This is a genomic window from Paenibacillus sp. W2I17 (assembly GCF_030815985.1).
Taxonomy (GTDB): domain Bacteria; phylum Bacillota; class Bacilli; order Paenibacillales; family Paenibacillaceae; genus Paenibacillus.
Genome location: NZ_JAUSXM010000001.1, coordinates 6,505,409 through 6,522,534 on the forward strand (window position 1 = coordinate 6,505,409; position 17,126 = coordinate 6,522,534).

The 17,126-nt window shown below is 46.0% G+C and carries 12 protein-coding genes; 10 read left to right on the forward strand and 2 right to left on the reverse strand.

What is annotated here, in order from left to right:
- Positions 1-64 precede the first annotated feature (64 nt).
- On the reverse strand, positions 65-2,716 hold the full coding sequence (locus QF041_RS28970; protein WP_307416603.1) for a cation-translocating P-type ATPase: 2,652 nt from the start codon (positions 2,714-2,716) through the stop codon (positions 65-67).
- Positions 2,717-3,024: 308 nt separating this feature from the next.
- On the opposite strand from QF041_RS28970, the gene hcp reads away from it, so the two are divergent.
- The 7 genes from hcp (at position 3,025) to QF041_RS29005 (ending at position 12,369) form a co-directional block, all read left to right on the forward strand.
- Positions 3,025-4,317: a hydroxylamine reductase gene (gene hcp / locus QF041_RS28975; protein ID WP_307416604.1), complete on the forward strand. Its 1,293-nt coding sequence runs from the start codon at positions 3,025-3,027 to the stop codon at positions 4,315-4,317.
- Between the two features lie 297 nt (positions 4,318-4,614).
- Entirely contained in the window at positions 4,615-6,024 is a 1,410-nt protein-coding gene (locus QF041_RS28980; RefSeq protein WP_307416605.1) for a PTS transporter subunit EIIC, read from the forward strand.
- Positions 6,025-6,240: 216 nt separating this feature from the next.
- Positions 6,241-7,866 (forward strand): helix-turn-helix domain-containing protein, encoded by a 1,626-nt coding sequence (locus tag QF041_RS28985; RefSeq protein ID WP_307416606.1) that lies wholly within the window; start codon positions 6,241-6,243, stop codon positions 7,864-7,866.
- A 103-nt stretch (positions 7,867-7,969) separates the two neighbouring features.
- Positions 7,970-8,986, forward strand: a complete 1,017-nt coding sequence (locus QF041_RS28990; protein WP_307416607.1) for an ABC transporter substrate-binding protein — start codon at positions 7,970-7,972, stop codon at positions 8,984-8,986.
- Entirely contained in the window at positions 8,987-10,012 is a 1,026-nt protein-coding gene (locus QF041_RS28995) for an NAD(P)/FAD-dependent oxidoreductase (protein ID WP_307416608.1), read from the forward strand.
- Between the two features lie 327 nt (positions 10,013-10,339).
- Positions 10,340-11,062: a collagen-like protein gene (locus QF041_RS29000; protein WP_307416609.1), complete on the forward strand. Its 723-nt coding sequence runs from the start codon at positions 10,340-10,342 to the stop codon at positions 11,060-11,062.
- A 536-nt stretch (positions 11,063-11,598) separates the two neighbouring features.
- Positions 11,599-12,369, forward strand: coding sequence for an SDR family NAD(P)-dependent oxidoreductase (locus tag QF041_RS29005; protein WP_307416610.1), 771 nt, complete (start codon positions 11,599-11,601; stop codon positions 12,367-12,369).
- Between the two features lie 106 nt (positions 12,370-12,475).
- On the opposite strand, the gene QF041_RS29010 is transcribed toward QF041_RS29005, so the two are convergent.
- Positions 12,476-13,108 (reverse strand): TetR/AcrR family transcriptional regulator, encoded by a 633-nt coding sequence (locus QF041_RS29010; protein ID WP_307416611.1) that lies wholly within the window; start codon positions 13,106-13,108, stop codon positions 12,476-12,478.
- Between the two features lie 166 nt (positions 13,109-13,274).
- Between QF041_RS29010 and QF041_RS29015 the strand changes: the two genes are divergently transcribed.
- The 3 genes from QF041_RS29015 (at position 13,275) to QF041_RS29025 (ending at position 17,041) form a co-directional block, all read left to right on the forward strand.
- A complete protein-coding gene (locus tag QF041_RS29015) occupies positions 13,275-13,817 on the forward strand; it encodes a CueP family metal-binding protein (RefSeq protein WP_307416612.1) in 543 nt (180 codons plus the stop codon).
- Between the two features lie 177 nt (positions 13,818-13,994).
- Entirely contained in the window at positions 13,995-14,996 is a 1,002-nt protein-coding gene (locus tag QF041_RS29020; protein WP_307416613.1) for an ABC transporter substrate-binding protein, read from the forward strand.
- The gene (locus tag QF041_RS29025) at positions 14,993-17,041 is read left to right on the forward strand and encodes an iron ABC transporter permease (RefSeq protein WP_307416614.1); all 2,049 of its coding nucleotides are present in this window, start codon (positions 14,993-14,995) and stop codon (positions 17,039-17,041) included. Before QF041_RS29020 ends, QF041_RS29025 begins: the two co-directional genes overlap by 4 nt.
- The last annotated feature ends 85 nt before the right edge of the window (positions 17,042-17,126 follow it).

Genomic DNA, 17,126 nt, shown 5'->3' on the forward strand with positions numbered 1-17,126 from the left:
CCCTGATGAAGGGCGCCTATTTCTGCATGCAACTTTTTAATATGAGAGGTACATCTTTTGACTTTTACGCCGCAGTAACTTGTTTGCCGCGATTGCGAATCCATTTGATGACATCCATCAGAATGACGGCAGCAAGAGCAAGTCCGCCTGCAATCAGGAACTCATTCCAACCAAATGTATCCGGGATGGCGAATACACCACGAACACCTGGAATCAGTGTGATTGCATAGAGACACAGACATACCAGAATGGAGCCAAGCACGAATTTATTGGTCATAAAGCCCACCTGGAAGATGGTTTGTGTATTGGAACGTGCTGCAAATGTTTGCAGACTGCGTGCGAGAATCAAGGTTGTGAAGGCCATAGCCACACTGATTTCCTCCGAAATACCAAGTCCGATATATTGGGACACGATAACAGCCGCACCAATCAGGACACCACGCGTAATCACAGCCTGCAGGGTTCCGCCTGCAAAGATACCTTCGTTGATATCACGCGGTTTACGCCGCATGACATCTGGCTCAGGTTTCTCTGTACCCAAAGCAATGGCAGGCAGGGAGTCGTTCACCAGATTGATGAACAGCAGCTGAAGGGCAGTAAACGGATTAACCCAGCCGACGATCAAGGCAAACAAAATGGCGATAATGGCACCGAGATTACCAGCGAACAGGTATGCGATGGCTTTTTTGATATTATCAAATACCATACGTCCAACACTGACCGCATTCACGATGGAGACAAAGTTATCATCCGTCAGAATCATGGCAGCCGCATCCTTGGCGACATCCGTGCCGCTACCCATCGCTACGCCGATGTCGGCTTGTTTCAGCGCAGGTGCGTCATTGACTCCATCTCCGGTCATGGCTGCCACTTTGCCTTTACGCTGCCATGCACGCACAATCCGGATTTTGTTCTCAGGTGATACTCTGGCGTATACCGAGATGTGTTCAAGTTGTTGATCCAGCTCTTCATCAGACATTTTGTCCAATTCGGCTCCGGTAATGGCGAGGTCATCTGGTTCCGCAAGGCCGATATCCACACCGATGGCCTGAGCCGTCGTTTTGTGATCTCCGGTGATCATGATGGTTCGAATGCCCGCTTTTTTGGACTCTTCAATAGAACCGTATACCGCTTCACGTGGTGGGTCTATCATCGCTGTCAGACCCACAAGCGTCAGATCATGCTCGTCGTCAATGGTGACCTGATTTTTATCATCGAATTTTTTGTACGCGTAGGCCAGCACACGGAAGGCACGTTTGGAGAAGGCTTCATTTTTTTCTTCAAACTGTGTGCGGATCTCTGGTGTGAGGGGCTGAACCTCACCGTTGATAAACACATGACTACAGCGACTGAACAGCACATCCGGTCCACCTTTGGTCAGCAAAGCCGTCTGTCCCTCGAAGGTATGCACCGTACTCATGAGCTTTCGATCAGAGTCAAAAGGAAGCTCAGCTTCACGCGGGAACTGGTCACGGATTTCATTGTAATCTTTGTTCACCCGGTTGCTGAAGGCGATGAGGGCCACTTCGGTTGGATCACCCAGTTCCTTGCCTTCCTGGTTAATATTCGAGTCATTGCAGAGCACTGCAATATGTAACAGACGTCGTTCCTCTTCCGACCACTGATCGGGATCATCGGGGAATTCGTCCTTGGTGCCATGGGGAATGTAATAATCAACGACAGTCATCTTATTCTGAGTTAGCGTTCCTGTTTTATCCGTACAGATGATACTGGCAGAGCCGAGCGCCTCAACGGCAGGCAGTCTGCGAATGATCGCATGTTGTTTGGCCATCTTATTTGTTCCGAGTGACAATACGATAGTCACAATGGAGGATAGCGCCTCAGGAATGGCAGCAACCGCAACAGCTACGGCAAACATCAGTGCATTTACGATGGATGGTCCGATATTCTCCGTACCTTCGGTCAACCATACACGACCGGCTTCAATGCCAAAGATGAGAATCGACAAGCCCAGGATGAAAAAGCCCAGTTTTTTGCTGAATGATTCCAACTTGCGCTGTAATGGCGTGTTTTTGGCCTCGGCATTTTTAATCAGTTCGGCAATTTTGCCGATTTCGGTTTTGAGAGCCGTACCTGTAATGACAAGCATGCCACGTCCATATACGACGAGTGAGCCACTGAAGGCCATATTGCGACGATCTCCGATTGGAGCCTCATCCGGGATGGTATCGGCGTGTTTCTCCGCAGCTTCGGATTCTCCGGTCAACATGCCTTCGTTGATTTTCAGACTTCCTGATTCCAGGATACGCCCGTCTGCCGGGACATAATCACCTGCATCCAGCATAACAATATCACCGGGAACAAGTTCCCTCGCTGGAATGGTCTTTTTCTGCCCGTCACGAATGACCTTGGCTTCAGGTGCAGACATTTGTTTCAGCGCGTCGAGCGAGCTTTCGGCTTTTTTGGTCTGAACTACGCTGATCACCGCGTTGAGCAAAATAACCAGGAATATGATCAACGATTCAATCAGGTGTCCAAGGACAACCTGTACAGCGGCTGCAATCAGCAGCACGATGACCATTGGATCTTTGAAATTTTCGAGGAACAGTTTCCAGACTGGTGTTGCATCTTTACCTTTTAACTCGTTATATCCTTCCGTTTCAAGTCTCTTGGCAGCTTCGGAGGTCGTGAGTCCCTTGGAGGAACTCTGTACATCCTGAAGGGTTTCCTCCGCACTGTGTCTGTAATGTTGCAATTGACCAGCTCCTTGAATATTAGATTTCTCTGTGTATTACCCTTACGGGCAAAATCTAGAATCGTTTCATTTTCGAATTTTTTAAGATTATGGATTTATACGTTTTTAGCTGTACACAGTATTTTTCATAATGATCCGAGATATGCCTTTTTTTGAATGTTATTATTTCCAGTTTGGATGATAGTCTGGAGAACCATATATAGATGTTGGATCAGAAACTGTGTGCACCATCACACTAGCTCATATCAGGGTCTGTTACGCTATTACATAACGAACTGCGTTTAATCTAAGTTTGGAGGGGAAACCATATGTTTTGTTATCAGTGCGAACAGACGCCGAGTGGCGGGTGTACCGTGGTAGGGGTATGCGGCAAAAACGAAACAATCGCAAGTTTGCAGGATACGATGATTTTTGCGTTAAAAGGCATCGCTGCTTATGCCACACATGCACGCCAGTTGGGATATTCTGATCCTGAGGTGGATCGGATTACACATGAGGCATTATATATGACATTAACGAACTCGAATTTTAATGTACAGGAACATCTGGATATGGCGATGAAGGTAGGTAATGCAGCAATCCGCATTATGGATGTGTTGGATCGTGCGCACACGGACCGCTTTGGTGTACCGCAACCGATTACGGTTAGCCAGAACCAGATTGAAGGACAGTGCATCGTGGTGACGGGACATAATCTGTATGCATTGGAGGAGTTGCTTCGTCAAACTGAAGGGAAAGGAATTAACATCTATACGCACTCGGAAATGTTGCCTGCGCACGGTTATCCGGCGCTGAAGAAATACGCCCATCTCAAGGGTAATATCGGTAAAGCCTGGTACGATCAAAGAAGACTTTTCGAACAATTCCCGGGTGCTATTCTTGCAACAACCAACTGTGTCATGCCGATCAAAGGCACATATGCAGACCGCTTTTTCTCCTACGAAGTAGCGGGTCTGGAGGGTGTGGCCAAGATCATGGATGATGACTTCTCACCGCTGATTGAACGTGCATTGTCTCTACCTGCGGCTAATGTACAGTCGGAGCAAGTCTTAACGACAGGATATCATCATGAGACCGTGATTGGGCTTGCGCCAGAGATTATTCAAGCGGTGAAAGACGGCCATATCCGTCGATTCTTCGTTATTGCTGGTTGTGATGCGCCAGGCAAAGGTGGCAACTACTATCGTGAACTCGCGACATCTTTACCGAATGATACCGTAATTCTGACGACATCCTGTGGTAAGTTCCGTTTCAACGATGTGGATTATGGTACGGTTGGAGACACGGGTATACCGCGTTATATCGACCTGGGTCAATGCAATAATTCTGGTTCTACGGTGAAAATTGCAATGGCTTTGGCGGATGCTTTTGGCTGTACCGTGAACGAGTTACCTGTCAGTATTGTCCTGTCCTGGTTTGAGCAAAAAGCAGTTGCGATCCTGCTTGGCTTGTTCAGCCTTGGCATTCAGGACATTCGAATTGGACCAAAACCGCCTGAGTTCATATCGGAAGGAGTCTTGGATGTACTCGTGGATATGTTTGGTCTGAAGTTAATTACAACAGCAGAAGAAGATATGAACGCGATGTTGGCACTGTCATAGGATGAGGATGTATATTTACGTGCATCGCCCTCTGATGACTGCGAATGTCGGTTGTGAGTACGAAGAGAATGACTCATAAGTAAAGATGGATAAAAGCCTACATAAGAGTAGGCTTTTTTGCTTTTTCGACCTTCATAGGTCAATATACCTTGTACAAATGAACATGCAATGTCAGGGAAATTAGTTTTTTTATCCTATTGAAGTTTTTTCATGGAAATGTGTATATAGATAGAGGCATATTAGATCATAACACATCACAAAACACGGGTTTACCGTAACATGAGGAGATTGTACATAATGCATAACACACAGATTGAAGATTGGTTGAAACTCGCAGGTGGCAAGGAGAATATCAAGCTCGTAGAACATGAAAAGGGCACAACGACGCTGGTACTGAAGGACAGTACACAATTGAACATGTCAGTTCTTGCCTCTACATATGTTGTAGCAGATATTCGGGTAACAGGTGAGCAGTGTCATTTAGTAATAAGAGATGAATCTTCACTTATCTACAATACATTACTGGGTATGAACAATTGGGATATAACAGGGACAGTGTTGCAGGAAGCGGGACAAACGAAGAAGAACAGATTCTCGATCTTACATTTTGTATCCGATGTGTTCAGGCCCTTGATGCCTGCGATTCTCGGAGCCGCTGTTATTAAAATTATAGTCGCCATTATTGCGTTAATGGATACGTACAGTTCTGCGGATTCTTCTGTATTGATGGACAGCCAGACCTTTACGATCTTCAGAATCATTGGAGACGGTGTATTTTATGTACTGCCTGTATTGGTAGCAATCAGCACAGCGTATCGGTTGAAGAGCAACATCTATGTTGCTGCATCTATTGGCGGACTCATGTTTTATCCGGAGATGACCATGCTGATGTCAGGGGAAAAAGAGGTGCATTTCCTGGGTTTTCCACTCGTGTCCCAGCCTGCTTTTTACTCTACGCCCATCTGGGTCATTCTAACGATCTGTGCAGCCGCCTTCTTGGAAAGAGTTGTTGAACGATGGAGTCCAAAATTCTCCAAAGGGATGATTGCTCCATTCCTGACGTTACTGATTCTTGTTCCGCTAGTATTGATGATTCTTGGTCCAGTCGGCACCTGGATTGATGAATATCTGCCGGAGGCATTGGATTCACTAGTAGCTAATGCTCCAGTGGTGTCGGTGATGTTACTGGGAGCAGTCTTCTCGCTAATGTTAATTATGGGATTACACTACTGGCTGATTGCCATCATCATTAATGAAATGGTTATGAATGGTGGTTCTATGGTGATTGCTGCCATGTTAGTGGCGATTGTAGGACAATCAGGGGCTGCGCTCGCAAACGCTTTGCGCTCAAAAGAGCCAGCTTCCAGAAGAGTTGCCTTCTGGGCAACGGGAACATCCCTCCTTGGAGTGGTAGAGCCTGCATTGTATGCAGTCAACATGAGAAAAAGATCCTCTTTCTACGCGGCATTGCTGGGTGGAGCTGCGGGTGGACTGTATTTTGGATTATTATCTGTCAAGGCATTTGCTATGGTGGGGAATCCGAGCTTGGTCAGCCTCCCGCTCTTCATCGAAGAGGGTGGCCTGAATCTGTTACACACTTGCATTGGTGTGGTTATTGCGTTTGGTGTCTCAGGTGGACTAACGTATTGGATGGCAGGAAAAGGACAGAAACGGGGACAGGGGTCACCGAAACCCAGCATTGAGTAATACGTAAAACGTAGCATTAAAGTTGTAAGAAAGAGCCTGTACCTGATGGTACGGGCTTTTTTTTTTGTGTTTTTTCTGATTAAATTAATTATGAGATGTATAATAGCTGTCCACCATTTTATTCAAGCCATAGCTTGTTGGTTATGGAGTTGTCATGTATTTTGATATAGTGAAACCTATAATTCTGGATTACTAATCCCTTTGAAAGGATAACCTATGTCTGACAACATGGAATGGATTGCTCAATGGAAGTCAACGAATACACTAAGCAACGCATGGATAACAAAAGGCGAACTGCATCACTTTTTCAGTCACACCTTGATATTTATCATTGATGGAAAAGCGATCTGGAATATAAATGGACATCGAGTTCACGTTTCCTATGGAGAATTAATTGCGCTTGAAGAGAACTCCGTAATGGAGGTCATTGAAGGTGGCAACCTGGATCTGGCAGGCTGGCATGTTCAGTTCGATACATATTCGGTGCTGCATGATAGACGGGAAGCTGAGAAGTTCGAATGGCGGTTACCGTCAGGAGAGGCGTATCAGAAAGTGCAACTGTCCGGTGGAGGTTTGGCAAGTATCATTCAGCATTGGAGTGAAGTGCATACACAGGATCAGAATGCAGAAAGGGTTGGCCATCAGCATTTGTTATATGAGTTGTTAAGTAATCTATATCGGAAACAGCCGGATGACGAGTTGAAGCCAGAACACGGTATACTTCGCTCCATTGACTACATGCAGCAGCATTATGATCAGGTCATTACACGTACACAGTTAGCTCAGATCGCTGGAATCAGTCCATGGCATTATTCCCGCAAATTTAGTGAGCGATATGGTAAGCCACCTCTGGATTATCTGGCCCACTACCGGATCTACCGTGCGCAGGAAGAACTGTTATTAACCGCTGCAACCTCTCAGGATATTGCCAAAAAGACTGGATTTGAAGATGCTCATTATTTTAGCCGACGCTTCAAACAGTTGACTGGCGTATCACCTAAGATATATAGGCAGACGATGACGCAGCGCAAGATCGTATCACTTTCTCCAATCTGTGCAGAAATTATGATTCATCTGGGTGTCATCCCCCATGCCGTAGTGGTCACCCCAATCCTGCTGTCCCCACATCACCATGAACAATTTATAGCGCATGGAGTGCAGATGCTGGAGGTTACACAGTATGAGGTGGAGATAGAATTTGTTCGACAAGTTCAACCGGAAATGTTGATTGGAAACGTATTGACGGAAGAGGTCAAAAGGGAGCTGCGCACAATTGCACCGATTCTAACCGGACTTCATCAAGATGTAGAACCAATGCTCGATCAATTGGCAGCCTGGTTTCTCAAAGAAGAAGAGGCTTATAGACTGCATCAGCAGATGAAACATGAAGTCAGCTTAGCTAAGCGACAGTTGCAACCCATCATCCAATCCGCGTCCACTGTCATGCTGCTGAGGGTGGAAGCGTTTGGTTATCGATATCTGGGTGGGCATTCACACGGGGTATCACACTTGTTATATGAACAGCTTGGATTAACACTGCCGCAAGCACTGGATTCAGGTACAGCATGGTTTAACCCTTGTTCGCTGGACCTGCTCACACAAGCCAATCCCGATTATCTGTTTGTGGAGAAGCGGATCATGCAGCACTTCAGTGCTGAAGAGAATATGAGGAAACTATGGGAGAGTCCACAATGGAACGAGCTGAAGGCTGTAAAAAATAATCGGGTATTTTACGTAGATACTCACCTGTGGGTAGACGGTCACGGAATTACGGGGCACACTCTGATTCTAAATCAGATCATTCGCCATCTTACGGAACCTTTTCATAATAGAGCACAATAATCCAACTGAATACGCACGATATGCTATGGAAGCAATACTTCTTATTTGATACTATATTGATAATAATTATCATTATCAATATAAATAAGGGGCGAAGTATATCATGTCACGAAGATTTAAAGGGTTTGGTATCATGCTGTTGGTGATCAGTATGATGTTGGCGGCATGTTCCGGTGGAACCAAGGAAGAGAATACTACAGCTGGAACAGCAGGGGTTTCAACTGAAGGAGCAGCGAGTACTGCAGAACAAACAGCGACTGAAAGTGGGACTAAGGTGGTGAAGGATCAGTTTGGAGAAGTAACGATTCCAACTCATCCTCAAAATCTGGTTGTTTTTGATTCGATCTATGCCGAGTATCTGATTGAAATGGGTGTTACACCCCAAATCGTTTTGTTAACTCCGGAGGTTGAAGCGGAATACCGTCCTGATTATTTGAAAGAACATGGAGTCCAGATCATTGAAGTCGAGCAATATCAATATAATTATGAGCAGTTGCTTGCGTTGTCACCGGATATGATCCTTACAGCTGGCGAAGGTATGGAGCAAGGCGTATATGACGAGTTGTCCAAAATCGCTCCAACGGTGGCACTGGATGCCAACAGTGAAATGAAACGTGCTATGCCAAAGCTGGCTGCCATATTTGACAAGACCGAAGAATTTGCCAAAGTACTGGCTGAATTCGACCAGAAAGCTTCACAAGCGAAAGAAAAAATTGCGGCAGCCCTGGGAGACAAGACCGTATTGGTTCTCCGGGTGGAGCACAATCGTTACCGTTTCATGGGTCCCAAAGGAGGAAGCAGCAGTGTTTTCTTCTATGATATCCTGGGTCTGAATAGTCCTGAAGCGATCAAAGACTCTACAGATTGGTTTAGCCAGTTCTCACTGGAATTTTTGCCTGAGATGAATCCGGATTATATTTTCCTGGAAGACAGAACCCTTGTAGGTTATGACACGAAGAAATCTATGGAAGATCTGAAAGCAAGCCAAGTGTGGTCAAATCTGGAGGCTGTTAAGAATGATCATGTCTTCCCGTTGAAGACAAGCCAATTCGTATCGGGTGTGGGTCCGATTGGCTCTGTAAAATTGATGGACTATGTTGTTGAAAAGTTGGTGCCATAAATGACAACGGAGACACAATTAGACATCTACGATATTACGATCATTGGTGGTGGGCCTGCTGGCATGTATGCCTCATTTTATAGTGGTATGAGAGCCATGCGTACCAAGATCATCGAAGCCAAGCAGGAACTGGGTGGATTCATGCGTACGTACCCGGAGAAGCTGATCTGGGATGTGGGCGGGATTGATCCGATTCGCTGTGAGAAGCTGATTGAATCGCTGGAGAGACAGGCGAGAACGTTCGATCCAACGATTGTGTTTGGGCAGGAAATTGCCGAGCTTGAACGACGTGAGGATGGTGTATTTGTACTCATTTCCAAAACAGGCGAGCGTCATTACACACGTACTATCCTGTTATGCGCGGGCAGAGGTATGACTCAGGTGCAAAAGCTGGATATCGAAGGCGCCAATCGATATGAACTGACGAATTTACACTATACGATAACCGACCTATCCCGTTTTGCCGGGAAGCGTGTTCTGATCTCGGGTGGTGGTGATTCCGCAGTCGACTGGGCGAATGAAATGGGCAAGATAGCAAGTGAAGTCACGGTAGCACACAGACGTCATGAATTTACCGGACACGAGTCGCCAGTTGCTCAGATGAAAGCTCAAGCCAACGTCATGACGCCATATACTATTTCTCGCTTATACGGTACAGGTGACAAAATCGATCGTGTCGAGCTGGTCCATGTAGAAACCGGTGAGATCACACATGTAGAGGTGGATGAGGTCGTCGTAAGCCACGGGTATGATCGTGATTTTGGTAACCTCGTGCAATGGGGACTGGCGCGGGAAGACTACGGCGTATCCGTTGATCAGCGCATGCGTACCAACATTTCAGGCATCTTCGGAGCGGGTGATTTCATCACTTATGGAAGCAAAGTTCGACTGATTGCAGGTGCTTTTAACGATGCGGTGCTCGCAGTCAACAGTGCCAAGACGTATCTGGAACCTACTGCTTCCGATATGGCGGGTGTTTCTTCTCACAATGCCCGGTTTTATGAGAAAAACAAAGCACTATTGTAAAATAAGAAGAACCTGTGTGAAAGGGATAAGCATAGCAAAAGCCGGTCAAACCTCGAGAGTATCTCGTGTTCGACTGGCTTTTTTATCTGCCTTTTATATTGAAAATGGGTCTATGCATTCATGTTATAGACTGGATTCATAGACCAATTTTCTCATTATAGGCACTATAATTTTCTAATTTATAGTTAATAGTCTATGCCCCTCGTGATGGATACACATAGTATGTGGAGAAATATCACGGAGGTGAGCTCATTGTTAAATCGTCATGGAAAACGCATTTGTAGACGTAAATTTAAACAAAGCATGCATTGTCGAGTTAAGGTTAAGGTGGTAAAGGTTAGACCTAAGGTTGTTGTTAATGCACCGCAAGGTTCTCCAGGGATTCCTGGCCCACTAGGACCGATAGGTCCCAAGGGGGCGACAGGAGCTCAAGGGATACCGGGGCCGATCGGACTGCAAGGAGTTCCTGGTATACCAGGACCAGTCGGCCCTGCCGGAGCAGTAGGTCCTGCTGGCCCTGCCGGAGCAGTAGGTCCTGTTGGCCCTGCCGGAGCAGTAGGTCCTGTTGGCCCTGCCGGAGCAGTAGGTCCTGCTGGCCCTGCTGGAGCAATAGGTCCTGCTGGCCCTGCCGGTCCAGCTGGGGCTGGAATATCTGATTTTCTAAGTGTTTTCCGGGCAGATCCCGGCACAGGTACTGACACAGTTCCAGGAAACGCTCCAATAACTTTAACCGGTGTTTTGGCTAATGTTGGAGGTGCATTTACTTTTGTGCCGCCGTCCTCCACGATAACAATCAATGAAACAGGAAGTTACTTGATCTCTTTTAGCATTCATAATCAGGGCGATGCGGCTTTCAACCTCACGGTAAATGGAACGCCCATAACACCTGTGCCTTTCACAGGTAATGGAGGAGGACCTATATCTGCTGAGGTTATTGTTACGGTTACAACGGTTCCGACGACGATCCAGCTGGTAAATGCGAATGCAACTCCTGCACAGTTGCATAACAATCTAAATACCACTGTGACCATTCTAAAACTGACGCCTTAATTCCAATTTTCAATATAGTTTATGTTCGTAAAATATAAAAGTTTATGTGTTTTATCCAGTAAATAAGTCTATTTATTCAAAAGATAGATCAACGGAGGTGGAGAGTGGCTGGACGATGACATTAAAGGACATCGCCGCTACTCTCTCCGTTTCCGAAGCCAAGCTCCCAAAGTCTGGGTAAGAGAATCACGGTGCTAGTAGCTACCGAAGGTATGGGGTCACTAAAATTACGACCGTCTTTATGTTCTAGCTGGACAAGATACTTAAGCAAGAGGAAGCTCTGGTTAAACTTTTTCGATGATCTTAAAACATTTGCTTATCTGCACTCGTAGTTTGAAAACAAAACCAACATAAGTTGTCCATGTTGTGGATTAACATCTGGGGAATAAACAGATCCATACTTAGCTATCGGTTATCCCACAAAAGCCTGTCCATTTGCTGATTGAAAGAGCTTTCATTTCATCCGTATACTAAAGATGTTAGCAGGTTGGGTGTCATAATGAGGCATTCATCGTAATAGGAAAGGATGATATGAAATGGGCAGATTAACTGGAAAAGTTGCAATTATAACTGGAGCCGCAAGTGGCATGGGACTGGCAGGTATTCAATTATTTGCAAGAGAAGGAGCAAAGGTAGTGGCTACCGATGTGGCAATCGAAACTTTGGAGGAACAGGTTAAACAGATTGTAGCTGATGGCGGGGAAGCCATTGCGTTGAAGCTGGATGTGTCCAGTCCAGAGTCATGGAACGCTATTGTGGAAGAAACCGTATCGAAATACGGCAAAATAGATATTCTGGTCAACAATGCCGGAATTCATATGGCCAAAGGCATTTTGGAAGCTGAGCTAGAGGATTGGGACAAGGTTATGTCCATTAATGGTACAGGTGTATGGCTCGGCATGAAGGCAGTCATTCCTTATATGCAGAAGAATGGGCAAGGTTCCATCGTTAATACCTCTTCCATTGCAGCAATCATTGGTGGAATAGCGGATGCCCAGGGCGCGGCTTATAGTGCTTCCAAGGGATCTGTACGTTCATTGACCAAACACGGGGCACAGTGGTTTGCCAAAGACAATATTCGTGTGAACTCCGTACATCCGGGTGCTGTGTTTACGGGTATGGTGGAGAAAGCAGGCATCAAATCCCAGGTGGAGATGGGGGAGAATTACAAAAATCTTGCTCCACTGCCTCCACATGCTGGTGAATCTATGGATATTGCTTACGCCTACCTGTTTTTGGCATCTGATGAATCCAAATTCATTACAGGTGTTGAGTTGCCTGTAGATGGTGGCTGGATCAGCAACTAATTAAAATAAATGTTTCGACATAATAAAGAGGTACTGTATCTCAAGCTTCAGGGGAGACAGTACCTCTTTTTAAGAGCAGATCCCACTACAGAGTTATGGCGTAACTTTATCTTGATGGACTCGTTGCAGAATGGAGATTAGACCGATAAATCTCTTGGGATCGGTTCATGCGTGTGAATTCCAACAGTTGTTCAGCCATATAGGAGGCGCTGTATTTGAAGTTGCTTTGCACCCAACCCGTAACTAAACCAAGCACGGCATTAGCCTGATAACAGGCGAGAAGTTCCTTATCCAACCGTGGATCAGGCGACAGATCGGTCACATCTTCCAGATACAAGTTCTTAAGTGTTATATAGAATGTATCTCTGAAATCCATTAGCACGTTAGAATTAACCAGCAATGTATAGAAGGAGGCATGAGCCAGTACATGGTCGAAAATTTGAATTGCTGAGGCGTTAAGGTCCTTAATATCGAAATCTCGGAAATGCTGATAGGGTGCTCGATAGGCTAATTTTAGATCGTCAATCACGTCATTTAACAATTCATCAAACAGGTCTTCTTTGTATACATAATGCTTGTAAAATGTGCTGCGGTTCAAATCGGCGGATTTGACAATATCGATGATGGTTATGCTGGCTAATGGTTTACGGGACATCCATTCCAGAAGGGCTGTCTTCAGTGCCAGTTTTGATTTGTGTACTCTTCGATCGGTGTCAGATACGGCTGGAGACTTAAGCATGTATAAACATCCTCCCTTACTTATCAATGATGCAGTGTACAGGCTGCAGATTACTCATACTACAATACAAAAATGTGAATATATGGTGACTTTGGTGTCGTAAACTGTCCGTATCACTGTGTTCTCCCTTATAATAAACCAAAACGGACGAGGAGATGGACTCCAGATGAAAAAACAAATGTGGATCATTGCAAGTGTTGTAGTTGTGATTGTGATCGGAACATACCTGTTTGCAAGCAATACTGGTAAGGAAGAGGCGGGTACAGCCAATGCGCCCAACATCCGAAAATTGGTGGAAGATATCAGCACAGGAAAAGAGACACCCGAATCTGCCTCCATTAATGCCAAACAGTTAATCGTAACCGATCAAGATAAAAAGACCACTACATACGATTTGCCTGAAAATGAATTTTTCCTTTCCATTGCACCCTATGTGGACCAGACCCATCCCTGTGCAATTCATAGTTTGACCGGTTGTCAGGGGGAAATGAGCAATAAGGAATTCAGCGTTACCATTCACGATTCTCAAGGCAACACTTTTATGAAAGATGAAGTGATGAAGTCTGGTGCAAACGGATTTATGGATTTTTGGGTGCCTAGAGACAGAACCTATCTGATTCGTATTGTTCGAGATGGAAAGGTTGCAGAAACGCAATTGTCTACATATGAAAATGATAATACATGCATCACTACGATGCAGTTGAGTTAACAGCAATCAATAGAAGGGAAGGGTGGCTTTTGAGCTATCCCTTTCCTTTTTTATTTTTATAAAAGAATTGGAATAAGGTACTTTCCATTGACAAAAATCCATTCCTACGGCATAATCCAATAGTGATAATGATAATTGTTATCATATAAATACATATTAACAGGGGAGAAAAGAGATATGAAAAAAGGGTTGAATGGACTGTTGATTATGCTGGCCTTTGTGCTGGTTTTGGCGGGCTGTGGTAAAACCACGACTACAACAGATACAAGTCAAGGTAGTGGCTCGGGTAGTGCTCCGGCTGAAGAGACAGCAGGTCCTGTTACCGTGAAGCATAAACGTGGAGAGCTTAAGCTGGACAAGCCAGCAGAACGTGTCGTTACGCTTGAATGGACATATACGGAAGATGTTGTTGCCTTGGGTGTTCAACCAGTAGGTAACGCAGATAACGCTAACTATAAAGTGTGGGTAACATCCGAAGCAGCACTGGATGACAGTGTAACGGATATCGGAACACGCAGTGAACCGAATCTGGAAGCTATTGCTGCATTGAAGCCAGATCTCATCATTGCTAATGCAGATAATAACACGGCGGTTTACGATCAGCTTAACGCGATTGCTCCAACGATTGAATATGATCCGTATGATGGTGACGGCTATGATTATGACAAGATGACAGAGATCTTTAATAACATTGCAACAGCTCTGGGTAAAGAAGACAAAGCAAAACAAGTTCTTAGTGATCTCGATCAACACTATGTAGAAGCCAAAGAAAAACTGGCTGCTGCAGGGAAAGAAAACTTCAACTTTGCACTGACACAAGCGTTCACATATCAAAATGCAGTCAGCCTGCGTATGTTTACCGATAACTCGGTTGTGATTGGTACCTTGGACAAAATCGGACTGGTTAACGATTGGCAGCCGGACAAAGTTGAGAACTATGGCTTCTCTACAGTAGGCATTGAATCCTTAACCGATGTGAAGGACAGTAACTTTATTTATATTACACAACCAGACGATGACGTCTTTGGCACAGCCATGAAAGATAACTCGGTATGGAACGGACTGAACTTTGTGAAGGAAAAACGCACATATCAACTCGATAGCACAACATGGACATTTGGCGGACCGATCTCCTCCAAAGTATTGGTTGATGGGGTAGTCGAGGCGATTACCAAATGAGTTCGGTTCAAGGATCTAAGCCAGCTATGAATTGGCGCGCAATAAGCATATATGGGGGCGGTCTAACCGCTCTCATCGTGCTTTTTTTTGTAAGTCTGTGTTATGGAGAAGCGTCCATTCCTTTGCATGTCGTCTGGGACGCTTTTACAGGCAGACAGGATTCATTAGAGCACAATATGGTCTGGGACTTGCGCATGCCGCGTACAGTGATTGGTATTCTTGCGGGTGGCGCACTGGCTGTTGCGGGCGCTTTGCTGCAAACGATTACTCGTAATCCACTCGCTGCTTCAGATACGCTGGGCATTAATGCAGGAGCATACTTTGTGGTGGTGCTGGGAGCTATCGCTTTTCCAGGTCTGTTAAGTCAGTCGCCTTTTCTTTTCGCAGCACTAGGTGGTTTGTTGGCAGCATTTGCGGCTTATTTCATGGGCGGCGGACGAACATCAAGCCCGGTTCGACTTGCGTTGTCCGGTATGATTGTATCGATGGTGCTTGGTTCATTTACAAGTGCATTACATATTTTTTTCTCCATGGAGACACAAGGGTTATTCCTTTGGGGCTCCGGAACACTTGTCCAGAATGACTGGAGTGGTGTGTTTTATGCTTTGCCTTGGGTGGTTGGTATTACCCTTCTTGCGTTAGTCCTGTCCAGACAGTGGGATATGCTGGAGTTGGATGAATCAACGGCTTCTTCCTTGGGACAAAAGGTTACATTGGCTCGTGCAGGAGGGTTAATTCTCGCTGTATTGCTGGCCGCCGTGATTGTCAGTGTAATCGGACCGATTGGCTTCGTGGGACTGGTTGCACCTCATCTGGTTCGATTGAGTGGTGTACGTTCTAATCGATTACTTTTACCCGGTGTGTTCATATGGGGCGCAGCGCTCTTGGTTGGAGCAGATGTCCTCGCCAAGATGGTGCATAACTCCAGCATGGAACTGCCAACGGGTGCCGTTATGGCGATCATTGGTGCACCGTGGCTCATCTGGCTTGTTCTTACACGCATGAAGGCTGCGAACGGATCAGGCATGTCTACTTCAATGAGCACAGGAGGAGCTGCGCGTCGCTTTGCATTTGGCCCGATGGCTGTATTATTCTCAGTCATAACGGTCGTGCTTATCTTGCTCAGTACAATGTTTGGCGGTATGCGAATTCCGCTGGCCGATTGGTTACCAAGTCTGTTCCAATCGGATGGACTGTTCTCCGCGCTGATTCAGCTTCGGATTCCGCGTACACTTGTTGCCGCAGGTGCAGGAGCTGCACTGGCAATTAGCGGTGTGCTCATTCAGATGGCGGTACGTAACCCGCTGGCAGATGCTTCAATTGTTGGTGTGTCCTCAGGTGCAGGGCTTGGAGCGATGATGGTCATCATCTTATGGCCGGGTCTTCCGATATACTTGCTGCCAATTGCGGCAATCATCGGTGCAGCCATTGCTGCAGTGGTTGTGTTCTCACTCGCCTGGAAGAAAGGACTGAACCCTTCGGCGGTTGTATTGCTGGGGATTGCGATGTCTGCGATTGCTGGAGCAGGTATTCAGATTCTGATTGTCCGTGGTGCGGTATACGGTAGCAGCGGATATATCTGGCTGACAGGAAGCACGTATGCTCGTACTTGGGAACAGGTGAAGGTTATCGGATTATTTTTAGTTATTCTGGTACCGGTGGCTTGGTGGCTGGCACGCAGATTCGAACTGCTGGTATTTGACGACAATAGTGCATCCGGGCTTGGTCTCGGAGTACGTCGTACACGATTATTAGCCATGACAGTTGGTGTATTACTTGCAGCAGGTGCTGTTGCTTGTGTAGGAACCGTTGGTTTTATCGGTTTGATTGCACCACACATGGTACGGCTACTGACGGGGAATAAGTTAAGACGATCCATGTTCCTATCCGCATTAGCGGGTGCAGTCATGCTGGTGCTCGCCGATACAATCGGCAGAACCGTCATGGCACCGACAGAGATTCCATCAGGCATACTCATTGCGATCATCGGAACACCGTACTTCCTGTATCTCATGTATCGTTCCAACTGGCGCAAGTCTGTGTAAAAAGTTCAAACCAGAAGCCTGCTCCCTGAGCAGGCTTTTTGCTGTAACTTGGCACCATTCAGCCGTGATCTTAAATCACCCAATG